Here is a 25,347-nt window from a genome sequence, read left to right as displayed (position 1 = left end):
GACCCCGAGACCGAAGAAGCCCACCCCGCCGCCCGCGACCCCAGCGTCGTCCGCTCCGACGGGCCCTTCTGCCCCGTCGGCCCCGTCTGCGCCGTCTGTCCGCTCTGCACGCCCCGCGTCCGCTGCTCGCCAGTCGTCCTCGGCACGCTCGGGGCGTCCGTCGCCCTCGGCGCCCTCGGCGCGGTCTGCTCTCTCTGCCCCCTCGCCGGCACAGTCACCGGCATCAGCTCCGGCTCCTCGCGGGCGCACCGTCGGCCGCCCCCAGACCTCGGAGGTCCGCCCTCCGGAGCACTCCGCGCCCGCCGCGGGGTCGCCGGCTGCGGGGGCAGAGGGCGGCGGCCGGGTGGTGCAGGCCTCCGAACGATTCCGCGAGCTGGTGGCGGGAAGGCCCTGGAGGCGTCGCCGCCGCGCGATCATCGCCGGCGTCCTGATCACGGTGCTGGTGCTGGTCGCCGCGGGCGTCACCGCGATCTTCCTGCCCGCGCTGCAGGTGCAGAAGATCGCGGTCGAGGGGACCGGCTACGTGCAGGAGCAGGATGTCCAGGCCGCGGCCTCCGCGCGCGCCGACGGCAGCATGCTGCTGCTGGCCACCGGAGCGATCGCCGAGGACGTCTCCGAGATCCCCGGTGTCGACTCGGTCGAGGTCGAACGGGTCTGGCCGGACGGCGTGCGGGTCAGCATCACCGAAGCCGTCCCGATCGGACTGCTCACGAAGGCCGACGGCACCACCGCCGTGGTCGACGCCGGAGGGCAGGAGCTGCCGCCCGCCGCGGGCGAGGGGACCGCGCTGGTTCCACTCGTCGTCGCCGGAGGGTCCGCGGATCCCGAGGGTGCGGCCGCAGCGATGACCGATGTCATGGCAGGGATGCCCGAACCGCTGCGCGGAGCGGTCCAGGAGGTCACCGCCTCCAGCCTGAGCGACGTGACGGTGGTGCTCGCCCTTGAGGACGGCGGCACCAAGACGGTCGTCTGGGGAGATGCCCGCGACGCGGAGCTCAAGGCCGAGGTGGTCCAGGCGCTGCTCGGACAGCCCGGCACCATCATCGATGTCTCTTCCCCGGTGGCTCCGGTCACCCGCTGACGTAATTTGGGGTCGTGGCGGTGATCTCGCCCGCCCTCGGACGCCGACACGCGCACGTGGTGTTTGCGTGCAGGTGATTGCGTCCATAGCGTCAAGGGAAAGGAGAAGCGCCCCGAAGTCCGAACCTCAACTCGAGGTATAGGGTTTCGGAAGTCCACGACCAGGTGCGACGCAGGCCCCCTCCTCGGATGAACGACAAGAGCAAGGACCAACACGTGGCCGGAACCCAGATCTCACTCGCAGTCATCAAGGTCGTCGGCGTCGGCGGCGGAGGTGTCAACGCCGTCAACCGCATGATCGAGTCCGGCCTCAAGGGCGTCGAATTCATCGCGATCAACACCGACGCCCAGGCACTCCTGATGTCCGACGCGGACGTCAAGCTCGACGTCGGCAAGGAGATCACCCGCGGACTCGGCGCCGGCGCCGATCCCGAGGTCGGCAAGCGCGCCGCCGAGGACCACGCCGAGGAGATCGAAGAGGTCATCCGCGGCGCGGACATGGTCTTCGTGACCGCCGGAGAGGGCGGCGGCACCGGCACCGGCGGCGCCCCCGTCGTGGCCAAGATCGCCCGCAGCCTCGGCGCCCTCACCATCGGTGTGGTCACCCGCCCCTTCACCTTCGAGGGCCGTCGCCGCTCCACTCAGGCGGAGTCCGGCATCGCCGCACTCCAGGCCGAGGTCGACACCCTCATCGTGATCCCGAATGACCGCCTGCTCTCCATCGCGGACAAGCAGGTCTCCATGCTCGACGCCTTCAAGAGCGCGGACCAGGTCCTCCTCTCCGGTGTCCAAGGCATCACCGACCTCATCACCACCCCGGGTCTGATCAACCTGGACTTCGCCGACGTCAAGTCCGTCATGCAGGGCGCCGGCAGCGCCCTGATGGGCATCGGCTCGGCCCGCGGCGAGGACCGCGCCCTGCAGGCCGCCGAGCTCGCGGTGTCCAGCCCCCTGCTCGAAGCCTCGATCGACGGCGCCTATGGCGTGCTGCTCTCCATCCAGGGCGGCAGCGACCTCGGCCTGTACGAGGTCTCGGAAGCGGCCCGCCTGGTCCAGGAGGCCGCCCACCCCGATGCCAACATCATCTTCGGCTCCGTCATCGACGACGCCCTGGGCGATGAGGTGCGCGTGACGGTCATCGCGGCCGGCTTCGAGGGCGGCGGTCCGGCCCAGCGCCAGGACGTCACCCCGCAGCATCGCCCGGCACCCCGTGCCGAGCAGCCGCGCGCCGAGCAGCCCCGCGCAGCGGCACCGCGCGCTCCCCACCAGGAGCAGCGCACCGCCCACGGGGCCAGCGCCGGAGCGGCCGGTTCCGGTGCGCCCGGGGCCTGGGGACTGCCGCAGCAGGCCTTCTCCCCGTCGCGACCGAGCGCGACCGAGCCCGAGACCGAGGTGCTCGACGCGGCGGATACCGAGGGCGGGCAGTACTCGCAGCAGGAGCGGGTCGCGCCGCAGCCCGCACCGCGAGCCCCCGAGCGCGAGCCGGCACGCCCCCCGCACATCGAGGAGCCGCCGTCCGACGATGACGACCTCGATCTGCCGTCCTTCCTCAAGTGACCTCAGCACTTCCTGCACGGGCCTCGCGACTTCGCGGGGCCCGTGCCCTGTTCACGGGGCGTGAGGGCGGGGTCAGCACGGGTGAGCACGCCGGGTTGAACCTCGCGCGCCACGTCGGGGACGAGGAGCGATCCGTCACCCGCAACCGGGAGCTGCTCGAGACTGAGCTCGGAGTGCCGCTGATCTTCGTGGATCAGGTCCACTCCGCGGACGTCCACGTGCTTCCACCGACGGGAACCGCGCCGGTGGTCACCGCCGACGCCCTGGTCACCGATCGCCGGGATGTGGGGCTCGCGATCATGGTCGCGGACTGCCTGCCGGTGCTGCTGAGCGATCCCGTCTCCGGCACGATCGCTGCAGCCCATGCCGGGCGCGTGGGACTGCTGGCCGGAGTCCTGCAGCGGACCATCGAGGGGATGGCAGAGTTCGGGGCCCGCCCGGCGGATCTCACGGCGAGCATCGGGCCCGCGATCTGCGGTGCCTGCTACGAGGTGCCCGCGGCGATGCGGGAGGAGTCGGCACGGCTGCTGCCCGCCACCTGGGCAACCACCTCCTGGGGCACGCCCTCCGTGGATCTGCGCGCGGGCGCGATCGAGGTGCTCTCCGCGGCGGGTATCCCGCCCTCCGCCATCGACGCGGACCATCCGTGCACCCTGGAGGACGAACGCTTCTACTCCTACCGCCGCCAGGCAACCACCGGGCGCTTCGCCGGGATCCTGCGCCGCGAGTGACGCGCCCGCCCAGACACGCTCACGACACGCCGGGCACCTCCCGGGGTCGAGGAAATCCCTGCGGTAGTTTCAACGGGTAAGGGCTCCCGCGCACTCCCCGTGCTTCCCTGGAGCCCTGGTCAGCGTGAACAACAGACTGGGAGATCTGCGATGGGAACCTGGCGCAACGCCATGGTCGCACTCGGCCTCGCCAACGAGGTCGATGACGAGTACTACGAGGACGAACGGCTCCGCCATGACGAGGTTGCCGCACCGTCCCGCCGCACCGAGCGTGGCCCCGAGGCCGCACCAGAACGGGAGGCCCAGGTGACCCCGATCCGTCAGCATTCGAACGTGGTGGCCATGGCCCCGGCAGTGGAGGAGTCGATGCACCGCATCACCACGATCCATCCGCGGTCCTACAACGACGCCAAGGCGATCGGCGAGTCGTTCCGTGACGGCGTCCCCGTCATCATGAACCTCTCGGACATGCAGGACGGCGACGCCAAGCGCATGGTCGACTTCTCGGCCGGGCTGGTCTTCGGCCTGCGCGGCACCATCGAGCGCGTCACCTCGAAGGTGTTCCTGCTCTCCCCGGAGTTCGTCCAGGTCGACGGGGATACCTCGGCCGACGAGGGCAGCTTCTACAACCAGAGCTGAGCGTTCCCGTGCAGATCGTCGCAGGAGTGCTGTACCTCGCAGTGCTGGTGTATCTCCTCCTGCTCATCACTCGCCTCGTGCTCGAGTGGATCCAGTCCTATGCCAGGGAGTACCGGCCTTCGGGGCTGATGCTGGTCCTGTTCGAGGTCGTCTACACGCTGACCGACCCTCCTGTGCTGGGGCTGCGCCGCCTGATCCCGCCCTTGCGGATCGGCGCGGTGGCGCTCGACCTCAGCCTGATGATCCTGCTGGTCCTCGGATGGATCCTGCTGCGGGTGCTCGGCGGAATGGCGATGTGAGGAGGCTCCGGTCCAGGAACCTCTGCAGCATCCGCTAGGCTTGAACGCGCCGCGCCCACCGCGCATCTGAACTCCCGCACTAAGAAAAGGTGACCCATGGCTCTGATGCCCGAAGACCTACAGAATCAGCGGTTCACGCCGGTCCGGTTCTCCGAGGGCTACGACATGGACGAGGTCGACAACTTCCTCGACAACGACGTGGAACCTCGCCTGAAGGAACTCCTCGCTGAGAACGAGCGCCTGAAGAAGGAGCTCGAGGAGGCGCACAACCGCATCGCCGAGCTCGAGACCGGCACCAGTGCAGCGGCACCCGTCGGCGATGTCTCCGCGACCGGTGAGACGGACGCGATCATCGATACCACGCCCATCGGCGCCGACGATGAGGTCGAGATCGATGCCACCGCACCGCAGGCCGTGGTCGAGGACGAGGCCGTCGAGCAGCCCGCCCCCGTGGCCGCGCCGGCGCCGGAGAGCCCCGATCAGTCCGCCGCCGGCATCATCGCCCTGGCGAACCGTCTGCACGACGAGTACGTCAAGAACGGTGAGGACGAGCGCGATCGTCTGATCAGCGAGGCCAACGGCGAGCACATGCGCATCGTCGGCGAGGCCGAGGAGAAGTCCCGCACCACGCTCGCCGACCTCGAGACCAAGAAGGCAGAGCTCGACAAGACCATCGAAGGCCTGCGCAACTTCGAGCGCGACTACCGCAACCGTCTGCGCAACTACCTCGAGAACCAGCTCAGCGATCTCGACAGCAGCGAGACGCAGGACAAGCAGGCGAACTTCGGTCTGTGAACACCCCTGCTTCCACGCCGACGAGCGCCGGGCCCCAGGGGTCCGGCGCTCGTCGCCGTCTGAGCCGTGGAACAGTCCTCGGCACCATCGCCGGGATCGGCGCGGTCCTCGCCGTGATCGACCAGATCACCAAGAACTGGGCGGTGGAGTCGCTGCCCCTGCTGGATCCCCAGCCGTTCATCGGTGAGATCCTCCAGCTGACCCTGCTGTACAACAGCGGGGCGGCCTGGGGGATGGGCTCGGAGATCACCCCGGTGGTCACCTGCCTGCAGATCGCGATCGTGATCGGCGTGATCGTCTTCGCCGTCAAGGCGGTCCGCTCGCCCTGGTACACCGTCGCCCTCGGTCTGATCATGGGTGGCGCGCTGGGCAACATCCACGACCGCCTGCTGCGCGATCCGGGGCCCTTCCGCGGCGCCGTCGTCGACTTCCTCGAACTGCCCAACTGGCCGGTGTTCAACGTCGCCGACATGGCCGTGGTGGGCGGCGCGATCCTGATCGTCGCCCTGGGCCTGTTCGGGGTCGACGCGGATCCGGCACGTCGCGACGCCGCTGCCGATACCGCAGCTGCAGGTGGCGCGCCAGCTGGCGACGCCACCGCGCCAGCCGCTGGCGCCGCCGACGACACTGCGCCGGCTCATGACGACACCGAGCCGACTCACGATGACACCGTGCAGGAGAAGCAATGAGTTCCTCCCGCACGCTGATGGTGCCCGAGGGGCTCGCCGGGGAGCGGATCGATGTGGGCATCTCACGGATGCTGGGTCTCTCCCGCACCCGCGCCGCAGAGCTCGTGACGAACGGCGGCGTCCTTGTCGATGGCCAGGTCCCGGCCCGCTCCACCCGGCTCGAGCCCGGCGCGATGGTGTACGTCGAGCTGCCGGACGAGAAGCCCGCGGTCGAGGTCCGGCCGCAGATCGCCGACGGCATGAGCCTGATCCACCAGGATGACGACATCGTGGTGATCGACAAGCCCGTGGGAGTGGCGGCGCACCCGAGCGCCGGCTGGTCCGGCCCCACCGTGCTGGGCCATCTGGCCGCCGCGGGCGTGAGCATCCGCACCACCGGCGACGCGGAGCGGCAGGGCATCGTGAGCCGCCTGGACGTGGGCACCAGCGGGCTGATGGTGGTGGCACGCACCGAGCGCGCCTACACCACCCTCAAGGATGCCTTCCGTGCCCGCGAGGTCGGCAAGGTGTACCACGCGGTCTGCCAGGGCACCCCGGAGCAGCCGGCGGGCACCATCGAGGCCGCTATCGGGCGCTCCCCGCAGCACGACTACAAGTTCGCGGTGCGCAGCGACGGCAAGCACTCGGTGACCCACTACGAGACGCTCGAAGCCCTGCAGGGCGCGACCCTGCTGAAGGTAGGCCTCGAGACGGGACGCACCCATCAGATCCGGGTCCATATGGCCGCGCTGCATCACCCGCTGGTGGGCGACCCGCTGTACGGCGCGGACCCGCGTCTCGCCGAGCGGGTGGGCCTGATTCGCCAGTGGTTGCACGCGATGGAGCTGACCTTCATCCACCCCGCCACCGGCGAGGAGGTCAGGTTCGTCTCGCAGTACCCGGCAGATCTGCAGTCGGCGCTGGAGGCCTTGCGGGGTCATTGAGCCGGGCATGCTCCCGGCGGGTGATCCGGAACTGCTCATAGCGCCCGGTCCCCCCGAGGAACTCCTCCTGCTCTCCGCTGCCGGTGCTCCGCATCCCGATCCGCTGCAGGATCCGCAGCGATGCTGCATTCGCGGGCAGTGCCTCCGCCCACACCGACTCCAGGCCCAGCACGTCGAAGGCGTAGTGGAGAGCGGCCCCTGCGACCGCGGTGCCGAGCCCTTTCCCCCAGCAGGTGCTGGGGCCGATCGCATAGCCGAGCTCGCGCTCCCACGGTCCGACGCCGTGCAGGTCGACATAGCCGATCAGCACCTGATCCCGTACGGCGCCCAGGCGCAGCAGCTCAGGTGGCGGGGTGTTCACCAGACCGGTCCAGAACGCGCGCAGCTCGGAATCGGGGAGGCCGGGGCTCCACCCGGCGTGCTCGACGAAGCGTGGGTCTTGGCCCCAGGAAGAGAAGACCGGGACATCGGCCACATGCAGCGGGCGCAGGCGGATCACAGCGGTGGCGGGCACGCGCACAGTCTGGCAGGCGGTAGCGTCGAAGGATGAACGATGAGCAGATCTCCCGTGCGCTGACGCCCTCCCACGAGGCGGCGCTGGACCGTCCCGACTTCCCGTTCCTCCGGGTCGCCCGCCGCCTGGGCATCGATCCGGCCGGTGCCGAGGTCACGCTGCGCGATGCTGAGCGGGCCCGTGAGGCAGTCGCCGAGGCGGTGCGCACCTATCTCGCGGCTGATGACGACCGTCGCGCCGGCAAGGCGCCATCCACGCCGATGGCGCTGGACCCGGACTTCCCGACCGGCGTGGGCATGGCGCTGGTCGGCGCGGCGGTCCTCTGGGAAGCCAGGGATCTGGTCCCGCGGGTCGCGCTCCGGGTCGCCAAGGACCACTTCGAGGATGGGGCCGACGAGCTGGCCGCGAGCTATGCCGCCCTGGTGCAGGAATCCGTGGACCCGGGGGAGGACTCCCGGGACGATGCCGTGGCCTGGGCGGCGCAGTCGCTGTTGGTCTCGGTGCTGCAGCGTTCAGGGAGCCCGGCCCAGGCCGAGGAGGTCGCCCGTGATCTCGTCGCCCATGCGATCCCGATCGATCTGTGGCGCGTTGACGATCCCACGCTCCCGGATGATTCGATGGCCTGGCACGGCGGTGCCTTCGTCGGCGGCATCCCGCCGCGCCGCGATGAACGCTCGCTCAGCTTCGAGGACGTCCACGACTACCTGGACTCCCTGCTCCAGGAGACCCGGCGGGAGCAGCAGGCCGAGGGAGACGGCACCAGGAGCTGAGCGGCATGAGCGGCTCCTGAGACGCACGTGCCGAGCGCGAGACTCGAGACGCGAGAGCTGAGTGCGAGACGCTGGAGCATCCGGCACCGGAGCTCCCACCTCCGTAGGCTGTCCCCATGACCGAACCCCAGGGCGCCCTCCTCACGGGCAGCGTGAACTTCGATGATGCCGAGAAGACGATGCGCACGGTGGCGGAGATCCTCGGCCGCCATGTCCGGCGCATCCCCGACGGCGAGGTAGGGAAGAGATTCCACTGGATCATGTTCCAGCCGGACGTCCTCGGCCAGGCCGCAGGCATCGAACGCGTCGGCGAGCAGCCGATCCCCTTCGGCGCCGGCATCGATGCGCGGCCGCTGCGGCTGGCCGACGGCGTCGACCCCGCCGGGATCACGCTGCCGCCGCTCGGCTACGCCGCCGCGGCGAAGGACTCCTATCCGATCTTCGCCCGGCTGCGCGAGCAGGGCGTGATCGCGCAGGGGATCCGCTTCCAGGTCTCCCTGCCGACACCGGTCGCAGTGATCTCCTCCTTCTTCACCGGTGCGGACAGGGCCGCCATCGAGCCGATCTACACCGAAGCGCTGCTGCGCGAGCTCGAGGAGATCCTCGAGGCGATCCCGCACGAGGACCTCGCGATCCAGTGGGACGTGGCCAGCGAGCTGGGGATCCTCGAGGGTGCCTCCGGCTACGGCAGCCCTATGGAGGGCTGGTGGAGTGGGGATCTGCTGGCGGGCATCGTGACCCGGCTCGCGGCGCTGGTGGATGCGGTGCCGCTGGATGTCGAGGCCGGGGTGCACCTCTGCTACGGCGATGCGGGGGAGCGGCACTTCGTCGAACCGCGCGATGCCGCCACGCTGGTGCAGCTCGCCGACGCCCTGGTGGACAGCGCCGCCCGGCAGCTGACCTGGCTGCATCTGCCGGTGCCCATCGAGCGGGACGATGCGGCGTACTTCGCTCCGCTCGCGCAGCTGCCACGGCTGGACGAGCTGTACCTCGGGCTGGTGCACCGCGAGGACGGCTCCGAGGGGGCGCGGCGGCGCATCGCCGCAGCGTCCACCGCGCTGAACCAGCCCTTCGGGGTGGCCACCGAATGCGGGATCGGCCGTGCTCCGCAGGGCACCACCGAGGGGATCCTGCGCACCCACGCGGAGGTCTCCGCACCGCGGTGAGCCCCGGTGCGCGCCCGGCGCGCCCGGTGCGGGCCGGGCGACACGCCGGAGGTGCTGGGTGACCTCTCCGACCCCTCCCTGAATCCCTCGGTCGGAGGCTCCACGGCTACTCTGGTGGGTATGGCTTCCGCGGACTCTGATGACTTCGTGCATCTGCATGTGCACACCGATTACTCCCTGCTGGACGGTGCTGCGAAGATCGACAAACTCGTCGCCGAGACGAAGCGGCAGGGGCAGAGCGCGGTGGCGATCACCGACCACGGCTACCTCTTCGGCGCCTACGAGTTCTACAAGGCCGCGACCGATGCCGGCGTCAAGCCGATCATCGGGGTCGAGGCGTATGTGACCCCGGGGACCAGCCGCCATGACCGCACCCGCCAGCAGTGGGGCACCAAGGAGCAGCAGGCCGCCGGCGATGACGTCTCGGCCCGCGGCGCCTACACCCACATGACCCTGCTGTCGAAGTCGACCCCGGGCATGCACAACCTGTTCCGGCTCGCCTCCGAGGCGTCGCTCGACGGTCAGATGGGCAAGTGGCCGCGCATGGACCGCGAGATCCTCTCGAAGTACTCCGAGGGCCTGATCGCGACCACCGGCTGCCCCTCCGGCGAGGTCCAGACCCGCCTGCGCCTGGGGCAGTTCGACGAGGCGGTCAAGGCCGCTGGCGAGTTCCAGGACATGTTCGGCAAGGACAGCTACTTCATCGAGCTGATGGACCACGGCCTGGACATCGAGAAGCGGGTCACCAAGGACCTGCTGGAGGTGAGCAAGGCGATCGGCGCCCCGCTCGTGGCCACGAACGACCTCCACTACGTCACCGAGGACGATGCGCAGATCCAGGACGTGCTGCTGTGCATCAACTCCGGTTCGCGCCTGAACGACCCCAACCGCTTCAAATTCGGCGGCTCCGGCTACTTCCTGAAGTCGGCGCGGCAGATGCGCGAGCTGTTCCGCGAGTTCCCTGAGGCGTGCGACAACACCCTGACCATCGCCGAGATGTGCGAGGTCGAGTTCCGCACCACCGACGAGGGCGCGAACTACATGCCGAACTTCCCCACCCCGCCCGGGGAGGACGAGGAGTCCTGGTTCGTCAAGGAGGTCCAGCGGGGCCTGGAGTACCGCTACCCCTCCGGCATCCCCGATGATGTGCAGAAGCGCGCCGACTACGAGGTCTCCGTGATCCTGCAGATGGGCTTCCCGGGCTACTTCCTGGTGGTCTCGGACTACATCAAGTGGGCCAAGGAGCAGGACATCCGGGTGGGCCCGGGCCGTGGCTCCGGCGCCGGCTCGATGGTCGCCTACGCGATGCGCATCACCGACCTCGACCCGCTCGAGCACGGCCTGCTGTTCGAGCGGTTCCTGAACCCCGACCGCGTGTCCATGCCCGACTTCGATGTCGACTTCGATGATCGCCGCCGCGGCGAGGTGATCGAGTACGTCGAGCGCAAGTACGGCGATGACCGCATCGCCCAGGTCATCACCTACGGCGTGATGAAGACGAAGAACTCGCTCAAGGACGCCGCCCGCGTGCTCGACTACCCCTTCGCGATGGGCGACAAGCTCACCAAGACCCTCCCGCCCACCGTGATGGGCAAGGACATCTCGGTCAACGGGATCTTCGACCCCGAGGACAAGCGCTACGCCGAGGCGGGGGAGTTCCGCCGGCTGCATGACGAGGATCCCGACGTCCAGAAGGTCGTCGAGGTCGCCCGGGGCGTCGAGGGGCTGACCCGTGGCTGGGGCGTGCACGCCTGCGCCGTGATCATGTCCAGCCACCCGCTGAAGGACATCGTCCCGATGATGCGCCGCCCCTCGGACGGCCAGATCATCACCCAGTTCGAGTACCCCACGCTCGAGACCCTCGGCCTGCTGAAGATGGACTTCCTGGGGCTGCGGAACCTCACCGTGCTCTCCGACGCGATCGCGAATATGGAGCGCAACGGGAAGGTCCCGCCGGACCTGGAGACCCTGCCGTTCGACGACCAGAAGACCTACGAGCTGCTGCAGCGCGGCGACACCCTGGGCGTCTTCCAGCTGGACGGCTCCGGCATGCGCACCCTGCTGCGGCAGATGAAGCCCGACCAGTTCGGTGACATCACCGCGGTCTCGGCGCTGTACCGTCCGGGCCCGATGGGCATGAACTCCCACACCAACTACGCGCTGCGCAAGAACGGGCTGCAGGAGATCACCCCGATCCACCCGGAGCTCGAGGAGCCCCTCTCGGAGATCCTCGGCGAGACCTACGGCGTGCTGGTCTATCAGGAGCAGGTCATGCAGACGGCGCAGAAGGTCGCCGGCTACAGCCTCGGTCAGGCCGACATCCTCCGCCGCGCCATGGGCAAGAAGAAGAAGTCGGAGCTGGACAAGCAGTTCGCCTCCTTCGAGGCCGGTATGCAGGACAACGGGTACTCCAAGGCCGCCGTGACGGCGCTGTGGGAGACCCTCATGCCGTTCGCCGACTACGCCTTCAACAAGTCGCACTCCGCCGCCTACGGGGTGGTGTCCTACTGGACCGGCTACCTCAAGGCGAACCATCCCACCGAGTACATGGCCGCGCTGCTGACCTCCACCCAGGAGAACCGCGACCGGCTGGGCCTGTACCTGGGCGACTGCCGCCACCGCGGCATCACCGTGCTGCCGCCGGATGTGAACGAGTCCGATCTGTACTTCTCCGCCGTCGGCGAGGACATCCGCTTCGGGCTCTCGGCGATCCGCAACGTCGGTGCCCACGTGGTCGAGGAGATCATCCGCACCCGCGAGGAGAAGGGCGCCTTCACCTCCTTCACCGACTTCCTGGACAAGGTCCCGCTGTCGGTGTGCAACAAGCGCACCATCGAGTCCCTCATCAAGGGCGGTGCCTTCGACCAGCTCGGCGCGAACCGTCGCTCGCTGGTGCTGATCCATGAGGACGCCGTGGACTCCGTGGTCGATGTGAAGCGCAAGGAGGCTCAGGGCCAGTACGACCTGTTCGCCGATGTGTTCGGCGGCGGCGCGGACGACGGAGACATGACCACCGGCTCCGCAGCGACCATCACGATCCCGGATCTTCCCGAGTGGGACCGCAAGGAGAAGCTCGCGTTCGAACGGAACATGCTGGGCCTGTACGTCTCCGACCATCCGCTGTACGGGCTCGAGCATGTCGTCGCCCAGAACTCCTCGACCACGATCAGCGCCCTGGCCGATGACGGTGCCGTCGAGGACGGCGCCATGGTGACCATCGCCGGGCTGATCACGACCCTGCAGCGCAAGACCACCAAGAAGGGTGACATGTGGGCGATCGTCACCGTCGAGGACCTCGAGGGCTCGATCGACTGCCTGCTGTTCCCCTCCACCTATATGACGGTCGCCGGGGAGCTCGCTGAGGATCTCATCGTCTCGATGAAGGGGCGGGTGGACACCTCCAAGGGCATGCCGGAGCTGCGGGTGATGGAGATGACCGTCCCCGAGACCGGGGGAGGGGCCGACGGGCCCGTGGTCATCGCCCTGCCGGCGACCCGCGCGACCGAGCGTGTGGTCAGCGAGCTGCGCGGGGTGCTGGAGGACAATCCCGGCGCCAGCGAGGTGCGGCTGCGCCTGCAGGAGCCGGGCCGCACCACCCTGATGCAGCTGGACAAGCGGCTCTCGGTGAACCCCTCGGCCGCGCTGTACGCCTCGCTGAAGACGCTGCTGGGCCCCAGCTGCCTGCAGTGATGCGATGAGCACGTGGCGGGTGGCGACCTACAACATCCGCCACGGGCTCGGCGACGACGGCCGGGTGGATCTCGCGCGCACGGCCCGCGAGATCGCGGCGCTCGATGCCGAGGTGATCGGCCTGCAGGAGGTGGACCAGGGCTTCGGACCCCGCTCCGGGCACGAGGATCAGGCCGCACGACTCGGGGAGCTGCTGGGGATGCAGGTCTGCTTCGGTGCCGCTCTCGAGCTGCCGCCCGCCCGTGAGAGTGAGCCGCCCCGCCGCTACGGGCTCGCCCTGCTGACCCGCCACGAGATCCTCAGGCACTCCCTCGCCCTGCTGCCCGCCCACCCTGGCTGCGCGCCGCCGACGGAGCCCCGCGGCGTGCTCCATGCGCGGATCCGTGGGCCGGGGGAGCAGGAGCTCGACGTGCTGGTGACCCACCTCGACAATGCCGGCCGCGCGCACCGCACCGCCCAGGTGCAGGGCATTATCCGCCTCGCTGCGGACCTCACGGGTCCGGCGCTGCTGATGGGGGACATGAACGCCGATCCCTCCGCTCCGGAGCTGGCCGCTCTCGCCGCCACCGGATGGCGAGATGCTGCCCAGACCTTATGGCGAGATGCTGCCCAGGAGGCGGCTTCAGGAGACGGCGCGTCCACGGCTCGAGTCGTGGAGTCCGCTCGGAGGGTAGGCCCGCGTTCACAGATTCACGCTCAGCTCGACGTGGTCATGACGCCGCTGCGCAGCTTGAGGCTCGCGACCCATCCGGCCCGCTTTCCCGTGCGGCGCATTGACTCGCTCTGGGTGCGCGGCGAGATCGAGGTCAGCAGCGTCGAGGTGGGAACCCGACGCTCCTCGGACCATCGCCCCGTGGTCGCGACGGTGCGCATGACCGGCTGAGGTGCAGGTGCGTGAAGGGCTGAAGGGCGAACTGCTGGTGATTGAAGCTGCTGGGGGATGAGCTGCTGAGCGATCCGGGGTAGACATCGCGGGCGGTGCTGTCCGCGGCGCCCGACCGAGCGGTACGATGTGACGGCCGCAGGCAGGCGCCCGGACGGGGGGCCTCCGGGGATGCACTGCGGCGGGGGAGGAACACCGCAGTGAGCGCCAGGGCCGCAGCCGCACGTCGACGCCGCACAGCGGTTGCTTCGAGTGCCGTGATCACCCTGTTCGCCCTCGTGCTCACAGCGTTCGCGCTGCGCTATCCCGGACTGCAGTCCTCCGACATCGACGTCTCCAATGGCGGGGTCTGGGTCACCAATCGCTCTGAGGGGTTCGTCGGCCGCCTGAACGTGGACGCCGAGGAGCTCGACGCCCGCCTCTCGCTGAGGGGTGACGACCTCGACATCGTGCAGTCGGGCTACGTCGTCCTCGCCGTCGGTGCCCGTGGCTACAGCGTCCTGAACACCGCCTCCGTGCTGCGCGGCGGCGTCGTCGAGCTCCCACCGGAGTCCTCCCTCGCGCTCGGCGGGGACCGGGTGGCGATCGCTGCCGCCGATGGCAGGGTCTGGATCCTCACCCCGGAGCAGGCCGCCGCCTTCACCCCGGGAGGAGTCGAGCCCGTGCACGAGGCCAGCGGCTCCGCCGTGGAGGTCACCGTCACCACCTCCGGCACCGTGTTCGTGCTCGACGGCGACCAGCTCCACACCTTCCCACGCGGCGTGGACACCGCGAAACCCGAGACGCGGGACCCGATCACCGTCAGCGGGATCTCCACGAGGGAGGGCTCGGTCGCCCTGACCGCGGTCGCGGAGCAGCCCGTGGTGCTGGATCGGGAGCAGAGACTGCTGCGCCTCGGCACCGAGCTGCGCACCGTCGACCTCACCTCCAGCGGGGTCGCCGATGCCAGCGGCGTCGCCCTCCAGCAGCCGGGCGGTGACTCCGACCAGGTGGTGCTCGCGACCACGGACTCGCTGCTCCAGGTCCCGATGGACGGCGGCACACCGGTGGCGCACCCGGCGGGCGGGACCGGCACCCCGGCCGCACCCGCCCAGGTCGCCGGCTGCAGCTACGGTGCCTGGAACGGCTCACAGCGCTACCTCCGCCTCTGCGAGGGAGCGGAGCCGGCCTCCGGCGTGGTGCCGGAGGCGACGGCCTCCTCCGAGCTGGTGCTGCGGGTCAATCGCGACCTGGTGGTGCTCAACGACCACGTCGAAGGCTTCTCCTGGATGATCCGGGATGACATGACCATGGTCGATGACTGGGTGATCACGCAGGACATCCAGCAGAACGACAAGGAGAAGGAGACCGAGACGGTCACCTCCACCATCACCGACGTCGAGGCGGACCGCGACCAGGAGAACCGCCCCCCGACCGCGAACGACGACGAGTACGGGGTGCGCGCCGGAGCGAACGTGGTGCTGCCGGTGACCCGCAATGACAGCGACCCCGACGGGGACGTGCTGCTCGCCGAGCTCAGCGGCGAGCAGCCGGGCATCGGCACCGTTACCCCCATCCGGGGCGGCACGCAGCTGCAGATCGCGGTCGAGGACTCCGCGAGCGGCACCGCCACCTTCACCTATCAGGTCGAGGACGGCCGCGGCGGCACCGATACCGCCACCGTCACCCTCACCGTGCACCCACCCTCGCAGAACACTGCCCCGGTCCCCGCCGATCAGGCCATCCGGGTGCAGGTGCTCTCCGGCAGCACCGTCACCCTCAACGTGCTGCCCTACTGGGAGGACCCGGAGGGAGACGCCTTCTACCTCGCCGATGCGAGCATCGCCCCCGAGGACCTCCTCAGCTTTCGTGCCGATGGCACCGTCACCCTCGACGACGCCGGCCTGGTGATCGGCACCAAGCAGATCACCCTCACGTTCCGTGACGAGCATGGCAAGACCTCCGAGGACGTCCTCGAGGTGGAGTCGGTGACCGATACGGAGCTCGAGCCGATCACCACCACGGACCATGTGCAGGTGGTCGCCGGCCGCTCTGCGACCTTCGCGCCGATGGCCAACGACATCAACCCCGCAGGCGGCTCCCTCGAGCTCACCCATGTCGACGAGGTCGAGGGGCTCGAGATCGACGCGGACCTGGTCACCGGCTCCGTGAGCGTCAGCGGAGCGGAGGGGACCTATTACGTCGGCTACACGGTCTCCGCTCCGGCGGCCAGCTCGCGCGGTCTGATCCGGATCGACGTGGTCCCGCCGGGCCGCGATGCGATGCTGCCGGTCGCCGTGGATGACATGGGGCTGGTCACCACCGGGGGCGACACCCTGCTGGATCCGCTCGAGAACGATGTGGACCCCACCGGAGGGGTGCTGGTGCTGGGCTCGGTGGAGCTCCCCGAGGGCAGCGGGCTGAAGGCGACCGTGGTCGGCCACCACCTGGTGCGGGTCGAGGCATCCCCCGGGGCGGAGGTCACCGAGGAACCGGTGCCGCTGACCTACGAAGTCGCCAACTCCACCGGCAGCTCCACCGGCACCATCCGGGTGATGCTCGCCCGCACCGACACCCAGTTCGCCAACCCCGTCGGCGCCCCGGACGAGGCCGTGGTGCGCGCCGGTGACATGGTCCTGGTCGACGTGCTCGACAACGACCTCTCTCCCACGAACTCGGACCTTCACCTCGGCGACCTCACCGACATCGCGGGATCCGAGGACCTCGGCCAGGCCGAGCTCCATGATCAGCAGATCCGCTTCTCCGCCGCACCCGACGCGAGCGGCGAGGCGACCCTCACCTACGAGGTGGTGGATGAGACCGGACGCAGCGGCGCGGCCCGGCTGACCGTGCGCATCGTCCCGATCGATGCCTCCAACGCCCCGCCCCGCCCGGAGAACCTGGTCGCGCGTGCCGTGGCGGGCGCCCCGGTGCGGATCCCGGTCTCCACCACCGGCATCGACCCCGACGGCGACTCGGTGATGCTGATGGGCATCTCGGACCCCGTCCCCGAGCTCGGCGAGGTCACCAGCGCCACCGGTCACTGGATCGAGTATGTGCCCTTCGAGGGATCGGTGGGCACCGACCGCTTCCGCTACCAGGTGATGGATCGCTCCGGCGCCGTGGGCACCGCCGAGGTGCTCATCGGCACCGCCGCCCCGTCCGAGCAGAACCAGCCGCCCTACGCGGTGGACGACGTGATCGACGTCCGGCCCGAGCGCGAGGTCCAGGCCCAGGTGCTCGAGAACGATTCCGATCCGGAGGGCGACGCCCTGACGCTGCTGCATGAGACCGTCTCCGCCACCACCGACCTCGAGGTGGTTCCACAGGCAGAGGGTGAGCGCACGGACCTGATCACGGTGGTGACGCCTGCCGAGGCGGGAACCCATCCGGTGCTCCACGAGATCTCCGATGGGCAGCTCAGCAGCGCCGCCACCCTCACCGTGCGGGTGGATCCGAATGCACCGCTGCGGGCACCGGTCGCGATCGATGACTTCGTGGACCCCAGAGATGTCCTGGACCCCGAGATGACCGAGATCCAGGTCGATGTGTTGGCCAATGACCGCGATCCCGACGGCAGCATCAACGACCTCGAGGTCGAGCTGCTCGGCGACGGCGACGTCGGCGAGGGTAGCGAGGGCGGCGAGGACGCCGTACTGGACGAGTCGGGGATCCTGACCCTGGTGCCCTCCGCGCAGCAGCAGCGGCTGCGCTACCGCATCACCGACGTCGACGGGCAGTCCTCCACCGGCTATGTCTGGGTGCCTGGCACCTCGATGATCGCCCCGGTATGGGCCGGCGGCACCCTCGAGGTGGTCGCGGGCAGCGAGCTCAGCATCGACCTGAGCGACCCGCTGCTGGTGAGGGTGCGTCCTGGCGCTGCCGGCGCGCAGATCCTCGATGCGGCCACGGTCAGTGCGGAGCACACCGACGGGAGTCAGCTGGTCGTGGACCAGAGCACGCTGAGCTACCGGCCCGCCGAGGACTTCGCCGGCCGGGATTCGATCTCCCTGGAGGTCTCCGACGGGCCAGCCGGTGATGCCACCGCCGCGTCCGGTCAGCTGGTGATCCCGATCGAGGTGCTGCCGGGGGACACGAACCTTCCACCCACCTTCCGCGGTGCCTCGCTCGAGCTCGAGCAGGGCGGTGCGGCGACCACCTTCGATCTGACCGCCGCCGCGGAGGACCCGGACGGGGACGACCTCCGGTTCGCGCTCGCCGGGGCCGAGCTGCCCGTCGGGGTGAGCATCGCGGTCGACGGGAGCACCCTCACGGCAAGCGCCTCGGCGGAGGCGGTGCGCGGGGCCAGCGTGGAGGTCCCGGTGACGGTGACCGATGGCAGCACCGACCCGGTGTCTGCCGACTTCCAGCTCCTCGTCGGCGGGAGCAAGCGCCCCCTGCCCTCCGCAGTGCTGGACAACGCCGAGATCGACGCCGGCCGCACCGCCTCCCTGCCGGTGCTGGCCAACGACTCGAACCCCTTCCCCGGTGATCCGCTCACCCTGGTCTCGGCGCAGCTGATCAACGGCGAGGGATCGGTGGACATCAGCGGTGACCAGGTGGTGATCACCCCGGACGAGGACTTCGCCGGAGTGCTCAGCGCGTCCTACATCGTGGATGACCAGACCGGGGACCCGGAGCGCCGGGTCAGCGGCGAGATCCTCGCGACGGTGCGCGGCAAGCCCGCGGCCCCGTCGGTCCCGCGGATCGGCCAGGTCGGGGACGGGAGCGTCGAGCTGGTGTTCACCGCCGGGGACGACAACGGCGCCCCGATCACCGGATACACCGTCACCTCGGCCACCGGCCCGGCGGTGTCCCGGGAGTGCCCCTCGACCTCCTGCACCCTGACCGGCCTCGCCAACGGCAGCGAATACACCTTCCAGGTCATCGCGCACAACGAGGTCGGGGACTCACCGATCTCGGCGCCCTCGGCACCCGCCACCCCGGATGTGCGGCCGGAGCCGCCGGGAGCGCCCGCCGTCACCCGCGGCGATGGCGGTCTCACGGTCGACTGGCGCGCCCCGGTGAACAAGGGATCTGCGCTCCAGGAGTACACGCTCCAGATGCAGATCAGCGAGAGCGGAGCGCTCAAGGAGCGCACCGTGGACGCCGCGACGATGCAGGTGCTCTGGGAGCCCCTGCGCAACGGCGAGGTCCATCGCTTCCGGGTGCGCGCCAGCAACCTGTCCGAGCAGCCCTCGGAATGGTCCGACTGGTCAGTTCCGGAGCACCCGGCGGGCGTGCCCAAGAAGCTGCCGGGGAAGGTCACCGCGGAACGGGTCAACGATCCGCTCGGCGGCGGGATGAAGGTCAGCTGGCCGGCGGCGGATGACGACACCGCCAACGGCGAGGACATCACCTCGTACATCGTCACCAGCTCGGACGGGACCAGCGAGACGGCAGATGCAGATGCCACGTCGCACACCTTCCACCGCCTGGATCCCAACACCAGCTACAGCTTCACCGTGACCGCCGTGAATGTGGTGGGCCGCGGCGCGGTCTCCAGTTCTTCGAACGAAGTGGTCCCCTTCGCAGTGCCCGAGGCACCCACCCAGGTCACCGCCACCCTGCCCAGCGAAGGAGAGGGGGAGGGACCGAACGGCACCGCCGCGGTGTCCTGGGAGCACGCCGAGGACAACGGCACCCCGATCAAGGAGTACGTGATCCGCTGGGACGGCGGATCCAAGACGGTGGACGGCGAGATCGAAGCGGTGCGGATCACCGGACTGGACAACGGCACCGCGTATCGCTTCACCGTGCAGGCCCGCAACCGCTTCGCGGGCGGAGAGAGCGCCCCCTCCGCCCCCACGGCCTCCGTCACCCCGTACGCGAAGCCCGGCACGCCGGTGATCAAGGCCGACGACTCCGGGTTCATCTGTCACTCACCGGGGAACTGTCGGATCGCTGTCTACCTCACCAGACCGGCGGATTCCGGAGGTGTTCCGTTCAAGCACGTCGTGGTCGAGCCGCAGGGCCTGTCCTGCAATCGGACAGTCGTGAGCTCATCGAACATGAACACCACGTGCGAACCCGCCGAATCGACCACCTACACCGTCACGGCCTATGCGGTGAACGAGAAGGGCCTGAAGAGCGAGACCGTCACCCATACCTTCACCACCCCCGCCTGGGGCGATGTGCCGTACGAACCGATCAGCATCACGATCGAGAGAGGCGCCCCCTTCCAGACCGGGGACAGGATCATGCCTCAGCCCACGGACTTCGGGGCAGTGAACTATGAATGGCGCAGTACCGAGAAATACGCCTGGACCTCAATCGGAGGCACCGGCGCCTTCACCCTTCCCTACGATCCCACGGGTGAGGTGCAGTTCTTCATCCGGGGAGTGGACGCGGAGGGGAAGTACAGCGCGCTCGCCGTCGTCTGAGGGGCAGACGTCTTCAGCGCGGGTGCTCTAGCGTGGGGTCATGAACGCCTCTGACACCCCCGACGCCGCAGACCCCGCCCTCGCTCCTGACGCCTTCCTGCCGGACGCGCTGCTGGGCACCTTTCGCGAACGCGCGGTGACCCATGACCGGGAGAACACCTTCCCGGAGGACGACCTCGCGGATCTGCGGGCACGTGGCTATCTTCGCCTGCTGGTGCCCACTGAGCTCGGCGGGCTCGGTGCCTCCCTGCTGGAGGCCTCACGGATCCAGCGCCGCCTGGCCCAGGCGGCACCGGCCACGGCCCTGTCGATGAACATGCACCTGGTGGTCACCGGTGCGGCGCTGCATGCCCACCGGCTCGGCGTGGACTCCGTGCGCACCGTCCTCGAGGACGCCGCAGCGGAGAAGCTGTTCGCCTTCGGGATCTCCGAACCCGGCAACGACGCGATGCTCTTCGATTCCGCGACCCGCGCCGAGGTGCAGTCCGGCGGAGGTTTCCGCCTCTCCGGCACCAAGATCTTCACCTCCCTTGCCCCGGTCTGGGACCGGCTGGTGGTGCACGGCAGGGTCGCCGAGGCCACCGAAGCGGATCCGCGACTCGTCTTCGGCGTGATCGAGCGCAGCGACTCCGTCGAGGTGCTCGACGACTGGGACACCCACGGCATGCGCGCCTCACAGTCCCGCACCACCAGGCTTCACGCGGCGCCCGTCGGCGCGGACCGGGTGCTGACCACCACCCCCGTCGGCCCGAACCCCGATCTCTTCGTGATGGGGATCTTCGGCGCCTTCGAGCTGCTCATCGCCTCGGTGTACACCGGGATCGCCGAGCGTGCGCTCGCCGTCGGCACCCAGGTCGCCACCACCCGCCGCAACGCCACCAAGGGCATCGTCCACGCGGATGACCCCGATATCCGCTGGCGCCTGGCCGATGCCGCGATCGGGGTGGACGGCGTGATCCTGCAGATCGAGAAGGTGATGGCCGATCTCGACGCCCTCGGGACGGGGGTGCAGGGGCCGGGTCTCACGGACCACGGCCCGCGCTGGTTCCTGCACTTCTCCGGGGTGAAGTCCCGGGCCACCGAGACAGCGATCAGGGCGGTGGACCAGGTGCTCCGCGCCAGCGGCGGCGCCCAGTACTTCCGCCGCAGCGAGCTCGAGCGACTCTCCCGGGACGTGCGGGCCGGGATGTACCACCCCTCCGACGAGGAGTCCGTGCACGCCTCCTATGCCAAGGCACTGCTCGGCGAGATCGGTGCCGACCACACGCCGCTGCAGAGCTGAGCAGAGGGATGCGCATCGTCATCGCCGGCGGTTCCGGGACCCTGGGCCGCGCACTGAGCACAGCGCTCGCGGAGCGAGGCCATGACGTCGTAGTCCTCACCCGCTCACCGCACCCACCCGCCCAGCGCGGCGGGGTGCGCGAAGTGCCCTGGGACGGCCGCACCGTGGGCCCTTGGGTGCGCGAACTGGACGCCCCGGGAACCGCGGTGGTCAACCTGGCGGGCAAACTGGTGGATGCACGGCCCACGCCGGAGAACATCGCCGACCTCACCCGCTCCCGCGTCGAGGCGACCACCGCGCTCGTCGACGCCTCCCAGTAGCTCGAGCGACCGATCGAGCACTGGGTGCAAGCCTCCACGACAGCGATCTGGTCCGACGCCGGCGAGCAACGGCTGGACGAGTCGAGCCCCATACCTGTCGGGCTCCCGCAGATGACCGGAGTCGCCGAGCGGTGGGAGCGCGCTCTGGACGGAGCGCACTGCGACCACGTGGTGGTGATGCGCACCGGCATCGTGCTGGAGGCCGGAACCCCGGCACTCGAGCGGCTGCTGCTGCTGGCCCGCTGGGGTCTCGGCGGACCGGTCGGCACCGGGCGGCAATGGGTGAGCTGGATCCACGTCGAGGACTGGGTGCGGATCGTGCTCGCTGCACTCGGACTCGAACAGCCGGGGCTGCCCGCCGGGATCGTCATCGCCTCTGCCCCGCACCCGGTGCAGAACGCCGAGCTGATGCGCACCCTGCGCCGAGCCGTCGGCCGGCCGTTCGGCCTCCCCACCCCGGCGCCGCTGCTGCGGCTGGGCGCGGCGCTGCTGCGCACCGACCCCGCACTGGGGCTCACCGGACGCCACGCCACGTCGCGCGTGCTGGACGACGTCGGCTTCCAGTTCCGGTACCCCCACCTCGAGGACGCTGTGGCGGCGCTCCTGCGCTAGCCGAACAGCACCTCGGCTTCGCGCCAGCGGGGCTCCGGCACCCGCTTGACGCTGTCGATCGCCGCGGTGAGCGGGACGTTCACGATCTCGGTGCCGCGCAGCGCGACCATCCGACCGAAGCCGCCCTCATGGACGAGATCCACGGCAGCGGTGCCGAGCCGGGTGGCGAGCACCCGGTCATAGCCGGTCGGCTCGCCGCCGCGCTGGATGTGGCCCAGCACTGTGGCTCGGGACTCGATGCCGAGCCGCTCTTCGATCAGCGGGGCCATCACCTCGGCCACCCCGCCGAAGCGCGGCCGCCCGAACTCGTCGAGGTCGTATTTCATGAAGTCCTCGGGGGCATCCCGGGGGACGAATCCCTCCGCGACCACCACCAGCGGGGCTCGGCCACGGTCGAAGGCTGACTTCACATGCGCGCAGATCTCGTCGAGGGACAGGGGGAACTCCGGCAGGCAGATCACGTGCGCTCCCGCGGCCATCCCCGAGTGCAGGGCGATCCAGCCCACGCTGCGCCCCATCACCTCGGCGACCATGCAGCGATGGTGGGAGTCCCCGGTCACGCGCAGCCGGTCCAACGACTCGGTGGCGATCTCCACCGCCGTGTTGAAGCCGAAGGTGTAGTCGGTCGCGTCGAGGTCGTTGTCGACGGTCTTCGGCACCCCGACCACCGGGATGCCTGCCTCGAAGAGCCGGTTCGCGGTGAACAGGGTGCCATCGCCGCCGATCGCGATGATCGCGTCCATGTCATTCTCGTCCAGATGGCGGCGCACGAGCTCGGCGCCGTCCTCGCCGTCGGCGAAGGGGTTGGAACGCGAGGTCCCCAGGATGGTCCCGCCGATGCGCCCGATGCCGCGCACCCGCCGGCGGGGGAGCGTCATCCACTCGTTCTCGATCACGCCCCGCCAGCCGTCCTTGAACCCGATGAACTCGTCCTCGAAGTACTTGTCGCCCTTGATCACCGCGCCGCGGATGACGGCGTTCAGGCCGGGGCAGTCGCCGCCGGAGGTCAGGATTCCGATTTTCATGGGGGAGGGCCTCTTCTTGACTCGCGTGGGGCGGCGAACGGTGCGTACCGTCTCGCCAGATGGCTCCACCCTAGAGCTCCTCGAGGCGGCAGAGGAAGGACTACCGGCCTGCTGAGACCCCGGGAAACCTGGTGGTGAACAGCAGGTTGCGGAGCAGGGAGCTTCCCGGACAGCTAAGCGCCCGGAGCTGCCCGGACAGCAGAGCGCCCCGACCCCTCCGCGTGGAGGGACCGGGGCGCTCAGGAGAATCGCTCCGACGAATCAGGCCTTGCTGTCGGAGCCGGCGTCGGCGTCAGAGCCGGAGCCGGACTCAGCGTCCGTGCCAGCAGCGGCCGACGGGACGGTGCGCGAGGCGCCCTCCGTGTGCTCGGCCTGCTCACGCACCACGCGACCGCCGTCGGCGGCGCGCTTGAGGGTGTCCTGGAAGTCGACCCCGGTGGTGGACTTGACCATGTCGAGCACCTGGGCGAGGCCCACCGAGATGTTCTGTCCGATCTTCGCCTCGCCGTCGGTGGAGAACACCGACAGGTTGGAGATGTTCGAGTACGGGGCTGCCAGCTCGTTCGCGACGGCAGGCAGGACCTCGAGCACCTGGTTGAGCACCGCGGCGTCGTTGAACTGCTTGTAGGCCTCGGCGCGAGCACGAGTGGTCTCCGCCTCGGCGTCGCCCTTGGCGCGGATTGCCGCACCCTCGGCCTCGCCCTTGGCACGCAGGGCGTCGGCCTCTGCCTGGCCTTCGAGCCGAACAGCCTCGGCGTCCTTGGAGCGACGCTGCAGCTCGACCTCGGCCTCGGCGCGGCCGCGGGCCTCGATGGCGTGGGCTTCGGCGTCCGCGGTGACCTTGCGGGACTCGGCGCGGTTGCGCTCGTCGGTCAGCTGGGCCTCCGACTCGGCGATGCGCGTGTACTTCTTGGAGTCCGCATCCTGCTGCTCGGCGTAGCGCTTGGCCTCGGCCGGCTTGTGAACCTCGGCGACCAGCTGCTTCTCGCGCAGGTCGTTGTTGCGGACCGCGATCATCTCTTCCTGCTCGATGATCCGCTGCTGCTGGGCAGCACGGGCGAGCGGACCGGACGCATCGGCGACGGCCTGCCGAGCGTCGGTCTCCTCCTTGATCTCCGCATTGCGGAGGTCGAAGGCCTGCTTGGACTCGGCCTCCTGCTGGAGGTTGAGGTTGCTGGCCTGGGTCGACTCGCGGTTCGCGTCCGATTCGGCGATCGCGGCACGCTTGGCGACCAGTGCTGCCTCCGGGCGTCCCCAGTCCCGCAGGTAGGAGCCGTCATCTTCGATGGCGGAGATCTGGAAGGTGTCGATGACCAGACCCTGGTTGTTCATCGAGTGCTCGGACTCGGCCTGCACCTGGGAGGCGAAGGACGCACGGTCACGGATGATCTGCTCGACGCTCAGGGTGCCGACCACAGCGCGCAGGGTGCCGGAGAGGATCTCCTGGGTGTAGTGGTCGATCTGCTGCTGCTGGTCGAGGAAGCGCTGCGAAGCCTTGCGGACGTCGTCGATGTTGCCACCGACCTTGACCTGCGCCACCCCGCGCAGGCGCAGGAAGATGCCGTTCATCGAGTAGCCGTCGACCTCGACCGGGATCTGGCGCGAGCTCAGGCTCAGCACGAAGGCGCGGTCGAAGATCGGTCGCACGATCGCGCGGCCGCCGATGATCACCCGGGCGCTTCCGGATTCGAGGTCGATGTCGCCGGTCGGGCTGGTCTTGGCGTTGCGGCCGGTGATGATCAGCGCTTCGTTGGGCGCAGCGATCCGGTAGCTGCGCATCAGGACGATCAGCGCGATCAGCAGGACGACCGCCACGACGACGATGACGCCGACGACGGGTACGAGCAGCTCCATGAGTCCCCCTCAGGTAAGTACAGGCTTGCCGCAGAGATTCTTTCATTGAAACCGTGTTTCCGCTGGTCTGTCTTGAGAGTGGAGACCTTCTCGTGACCTCCGCTCCCGGTCGATCACTTCATTCCGGAGGCGGCGATGCCCTGGACGATCTGCTTC

19 protein-coding genes are annotated in these 25,347 nt (G+C 69.6%); 16 read left to right on the top strand and 3 right to left on the bottom strand.

The annotated features are described in order from the left end of the window. Nucleotides 1-343 precede the first annotated feature (343 nt). From ACTH43_RS03360 to ACTH43_RS03325, 8 genes are all read left to right on the top strand, one after another. Nucleotides 344-1,081: a cell division protein FtsQ/DivIB gene (locus ACTH43_RS03360; RefSeq protein WP_441443515.1), complete on the top strand. Its 738-nt coding sequence runs from the start codon at nucleotides 344-346 to the stop codon at nucleotides 1,079-1,081. Between the two features lie 215 nt (nucleotides 1,082-1,296). Then, nucleotides 1,297-2,637, top strand: coding sequence for a cell division protein FtsZ (ftsZ, locus tag ACTH43_RS03355; RefSeq protein WP_441443617.1), 1,341 nt, complete (start codon nucleotides 1,297-1,299; stop codon nucleotides 2,635-2,637). Further along, complete coding sequence (pgeF, locus tag ACTH43_RS03350) at nucleotides 2,634-3,368, top strand: peptidoglycan editing factor PgeF (RefSeq protein ID WP_441443514.1); 735 nt, start codon at nucleotides 2,634-2,636, stop codon at nucleotides 3,366-3,368. The genes ftsZ and pgeF overlap by 4 nt, the downstream gene beginning before the upstream one ends. A 150-nt stretch (nucleotides 3,369-3,518) precedes the next feature. After that, nucleotides 3,519-4,007: a cell division protein SepF gene (locus tag ACTH43_RS03345; protein ID WP_441443513.1), complete on the top strand. Its 489-nt coding sequence runs from the start codon at nucleotides 3,519-3,521 to the stop codon at nucleotides 4,005-4,007. An 8-nt stretch (nucleotides 4,008-4,015) separates the two neighbouring features. After that, on the top strand, nucleotides 4,016-4,306 hold the full coding sequence (locus ACTH43_RS03340) for a YggT family protein (RefSeq protein WP_441443512.1): 291 nt from the start codon (nucleotides 4,016-4,018) through the stop codon (nucleotides 4,304-4,306). A 96-nt stretch (nucleotides 4,307-4,402) separates the two neighbouring features. Further along, nucleotides 4,403-5,101, top strand: a complete 699-nt coding sequence (locus ACTH43_RS03335; protein WP_441443511.1) for a DivIVA domain-containing protein — start codon at nucleotides 4,403-4,405, stop codon at nucleotides 5,099-5,101. Further along, a complete protein-coding gene (gene lspA / locus ACTH43_RS03330) occupies nucleotides 5,098-5,790 on the top strand; it encodes a signal peptidase II (protein ID WP_441443510.1) in 693 nt (230 codons plus the stop codon). The genes ACTH43_RS03335 and lspA overlap by 4 nt, the downstream gene beginning before the upstream one ends. Next, nucleotides 5,787-6,713 carry an RluA family pseudouridine synthase gene (locus tag ACTH43_RS03325; protein ID WP_441443509.1) on the top strand — a complete coding sequence of 309 codons (927 nt, stop codon included), beginning with the start codon at nucleotides 5,787-5,789 and terminating at the stop codon, nucleotides 6,711-6,713. Before lspA ends, ACTH43_RS03325 begins: the two co-directional genes overlap by 4 nt. Here ACTH43_RS03325 and ACTH43_RS03320 read toward each other — a convergent pair. Beyond that, entirely contained in the window at nucleotides 6,649-7,227 is a 579-nt protein-coding gene (locus tag ACTH43_RS03320; protein WP_441443508.1) for a GNAT family N-acetyltransferase, read from the bottom strand. The two genes, ACTH43_RS03325 and ACTH43_RS03320, sit on opposite strands and share 65 nt — an antisense overlap. A gap of 32 nt (nucleotides 7,228-7,259) precedes the next feature. On the opposite strand from ACTH43_RS03320, the gene ACTH43_RS03315 reads away from it, so the two are divergent. The 8 genes from ACTH43_RS03315 to ACTH43_RS03280 all read left to right on the top strand — a co-directional run bounded on the left by ACTH43_RS03315 (nucleotide 7,260) and on the right by ACTH43_RS03280 (nucleotide 22,312). Further along, the gene (locus ACTH43_RS03315) at nucleotides 7,260-7,997 is read left to right on the top strand and encodes a hypothetical protein (protein WP_441443507.1); all 738 of its coding nucleotides are present in this window, start codon (nucleotides 7,260-7,262) and stop codon (nucleotides 7,995-7,997) included. Nucleotides 7,998-8,113: 116 nt separating this feature from the next. Then, complete coding sequence (locus ACTH43_RS03310) at nucleotides 8,114-9,163, top strand: hypothetical protein (protein WP_441443506.1); 1,050 nt, start codon at nucleotides 8,114-8,116, stop codon at nucleotides 9,161-9,163. A 120-nt stretch (nucleotides 9,164-9,283) separates the two neighbouring features. Then, the gene (gene dnaE, locus ACTH43_RS03305) at nucleotides 9,284-12,853 is read left to right on the top strand and encodes a DNA polymerase III subunit alpha (RefSeq protein ID WP_441443505.1); all 3,570 of its coding nucleotides are present in this window, start codon (nucleotides 9,284-9,286) and stop codon (nucleotides 12,851-12,853) included. 4 nt (nucleotides 12,854-12,857) lie between these two features. Beyond that, nucleotides 12,858-13,736: an endonuclease/exonuclease/phosphatase family protein gene (locus tag ACTH43_RS03300; protein ID WP_441443504.1), complete on the top strand. Its 879-nt coding sequence runs from the start codon at nucleotides 12,858-12,860 to the stop codon at nucleotides 13,734-13,736. A gap of 200 nt (nucleotides 13,737-13,936) precedes the next feature. Then, the gene (locus tag ACTH43_RS03295; RefSeq protein ID WP_441443503.1) at nucleotides 13,937-20,098 is read left to right on the top strand and encodes an Ig-like domain-containing protein; all 6,162 of its coding nucleotides are present in this window, start codon (nucleotides 13,937-13,939) and stop codon (nucleotides 20,096-20,098) included. A gap of 40 nt (nucleotides 20,099-20,138) precedes the next feature. Next, nucleotides 20,139-21,380, top strand: a complete 1,242-nt coding sequence (locus tag ACTH43_RS03290; protein WP_441443502.1) for an acyl-CoA dehydrogenase family protein — start codon at nucleotides 20,139-20,141, stop codon at nucleotides 21,378-21,380. Nucleotides 21,381-21,388: 8 nt separating this feature from the next. Next, on the top strand, nucleotides 21,389-21,700 hold the full coding sequence (locus ACTH43_RS03285; protein WP_441443501.1) for an NAD-dependent epimerase/dehydratase family protein: 312 nt from the start codon (nucleotides 21,389-21,391) through the stop codon (nucleotides 21,698-21,700). A gap of 24 nt (nucleotides 21,701-21,724) precedes the next feature. Continuing rightward, on the top strand, nucleotides 21,725-22,312 hold the full coding sequence (locus tag ACTH43_RS03280) for a DUF1731 domain-containing protein (protein WP_441443500.1): 588 nt from the start codon (nucleotides 21,725-21,727) through the stop codon (nucleotides 22,310-22,312). Here ACTH43_RS03280 and ACTH43_RS03275 read toward each other — a convergent pair. Both ACTH43_RS03275 and ACTH43_RS03270 read right to left on the bottom strand, forming a co-directional pair. After that, nucleotides 22,309-23,337, bottom strand: a complete 1,029-nt coding sequence (locus tag ACTH43_RS03275; protein WP_441443499.1) for an ATP-dependent 6-phosphofructokinase — start codon at nucleotides 23,335-23,337, stop codon at nucleotides 22,309-22,311. The two genes, ACTH43_RS03280 and ACTH43_RS03275, sit on opposite strands and share 4 nt — an antisense overlap. Nucleotides 23,338-23,598: 261 nt before the next feature. Beyond that, nucleotides 23,599-25,191 (bottom strand): flotillin family protein, encoded by a 1,593-nt coding sequence (locus tag ACTH43_RS03270; protein ID WP_441443498.1) that lies wholly within the window; start codon nucleotides 25,189-25,191, stop codon nucleotides 23,599-23,601. Nucleotides 25,192-25,347: the final 156 nt, after the last annotated feature.

The sequence above is a fragment of the Brachybacterium sp. genome, from assembly GCF_052095815.1.
Taxonomy (GTDB): domain Bacteria; phylum Actinomycetota; class Actinomycetes; order Actinomycetales; family Dermabacteraceae; genus Brachybacterium.
The sequence above is the reverse complement of the archived record's forward strand: the minus strand, read 5'-3'. Positions and strand labels throughout refer to the sequence as shown.

Bases quoted from the DNA above. Each gene is read 5' to 3' on its own strand.
- ACTH43_RS03345 (WP_441443513.1), top strand. From the start codon at position 3,519: ATGGGAACCTGGCGCAACGCCATGGTCGCACTCGGCCTCGCCAACGAG.
- ACTH43_RS03335 (WP_441443511.1), top strand. From the start codon at position 4,403: ATGGCTCTGATGCCCGAAGACCTACAGAATCAGCGGTTCACGCCGGTC.
- ACTH43_RS03325 (WP_441443509.1), top strand. From the start codon at position 5,787: ATGAGTTCCTCCCGCACGCTGATGGTGCCCGAGGGGCTCGCCGGGGAG.
- ACTH43_RS03315 (WP_441443507.1), top strand. From the start codon at position 7,260: ATGAACGATGAGCAGATCTCCCGTGCGCTGACGCCCTCCCACGAGGCG.
- ACTH43_RS03310 (WP_441443506.1), top strand. From the start codon at position 8,114: ATGACCGAACCCCAGGGCGCCCTCCTCACGGGCAGCGTGAACTTCGAT.
- dnaE (WP_441443505.1), top strand. From the start codon at position 9,284: ATGGCTTCCGCGGACTCTGATGACTTCGTGCATCTGCATGTGCACACC.
- ACTH43_RS03300 (WP_441443504.1), top strand. From the start codon at position 12,858: ATGAGCACGTGGCGGGTGGCGACCTACAACATCCGCCACGGGCTCGGC.
- ACTH43_RS03290 (WP_441443502.1), top strand. From the start codon at position 20,139: ATGAACGCCTCTGACACCCCCGACGCCGCAGACCCCGCCCTCGCTCCT.
- ACTH43_RS03285 (WP_441443501.1), top strand. From the start codon at position 21,389: ATGCGCATCGTCATCGCCGGCGGTTCCGGGACCCTGGGCCGCGCACTG.
- ACTH43_RS03275 (WP_441443499.1), bottom strand. From the start codon at position 23,337: ATGAAAATCGGAATCCTGACCTCCGGCGGCGACTGCCCCGGCCTGAAC.
- ACTH43_RS03270 (WP_441443498.1), bottom strand. From the start codon at position 25,191: ATGGAGCTGCTCGTACCCGTCGTCGGCGTCATCGTCGTCGTGGCGGTC.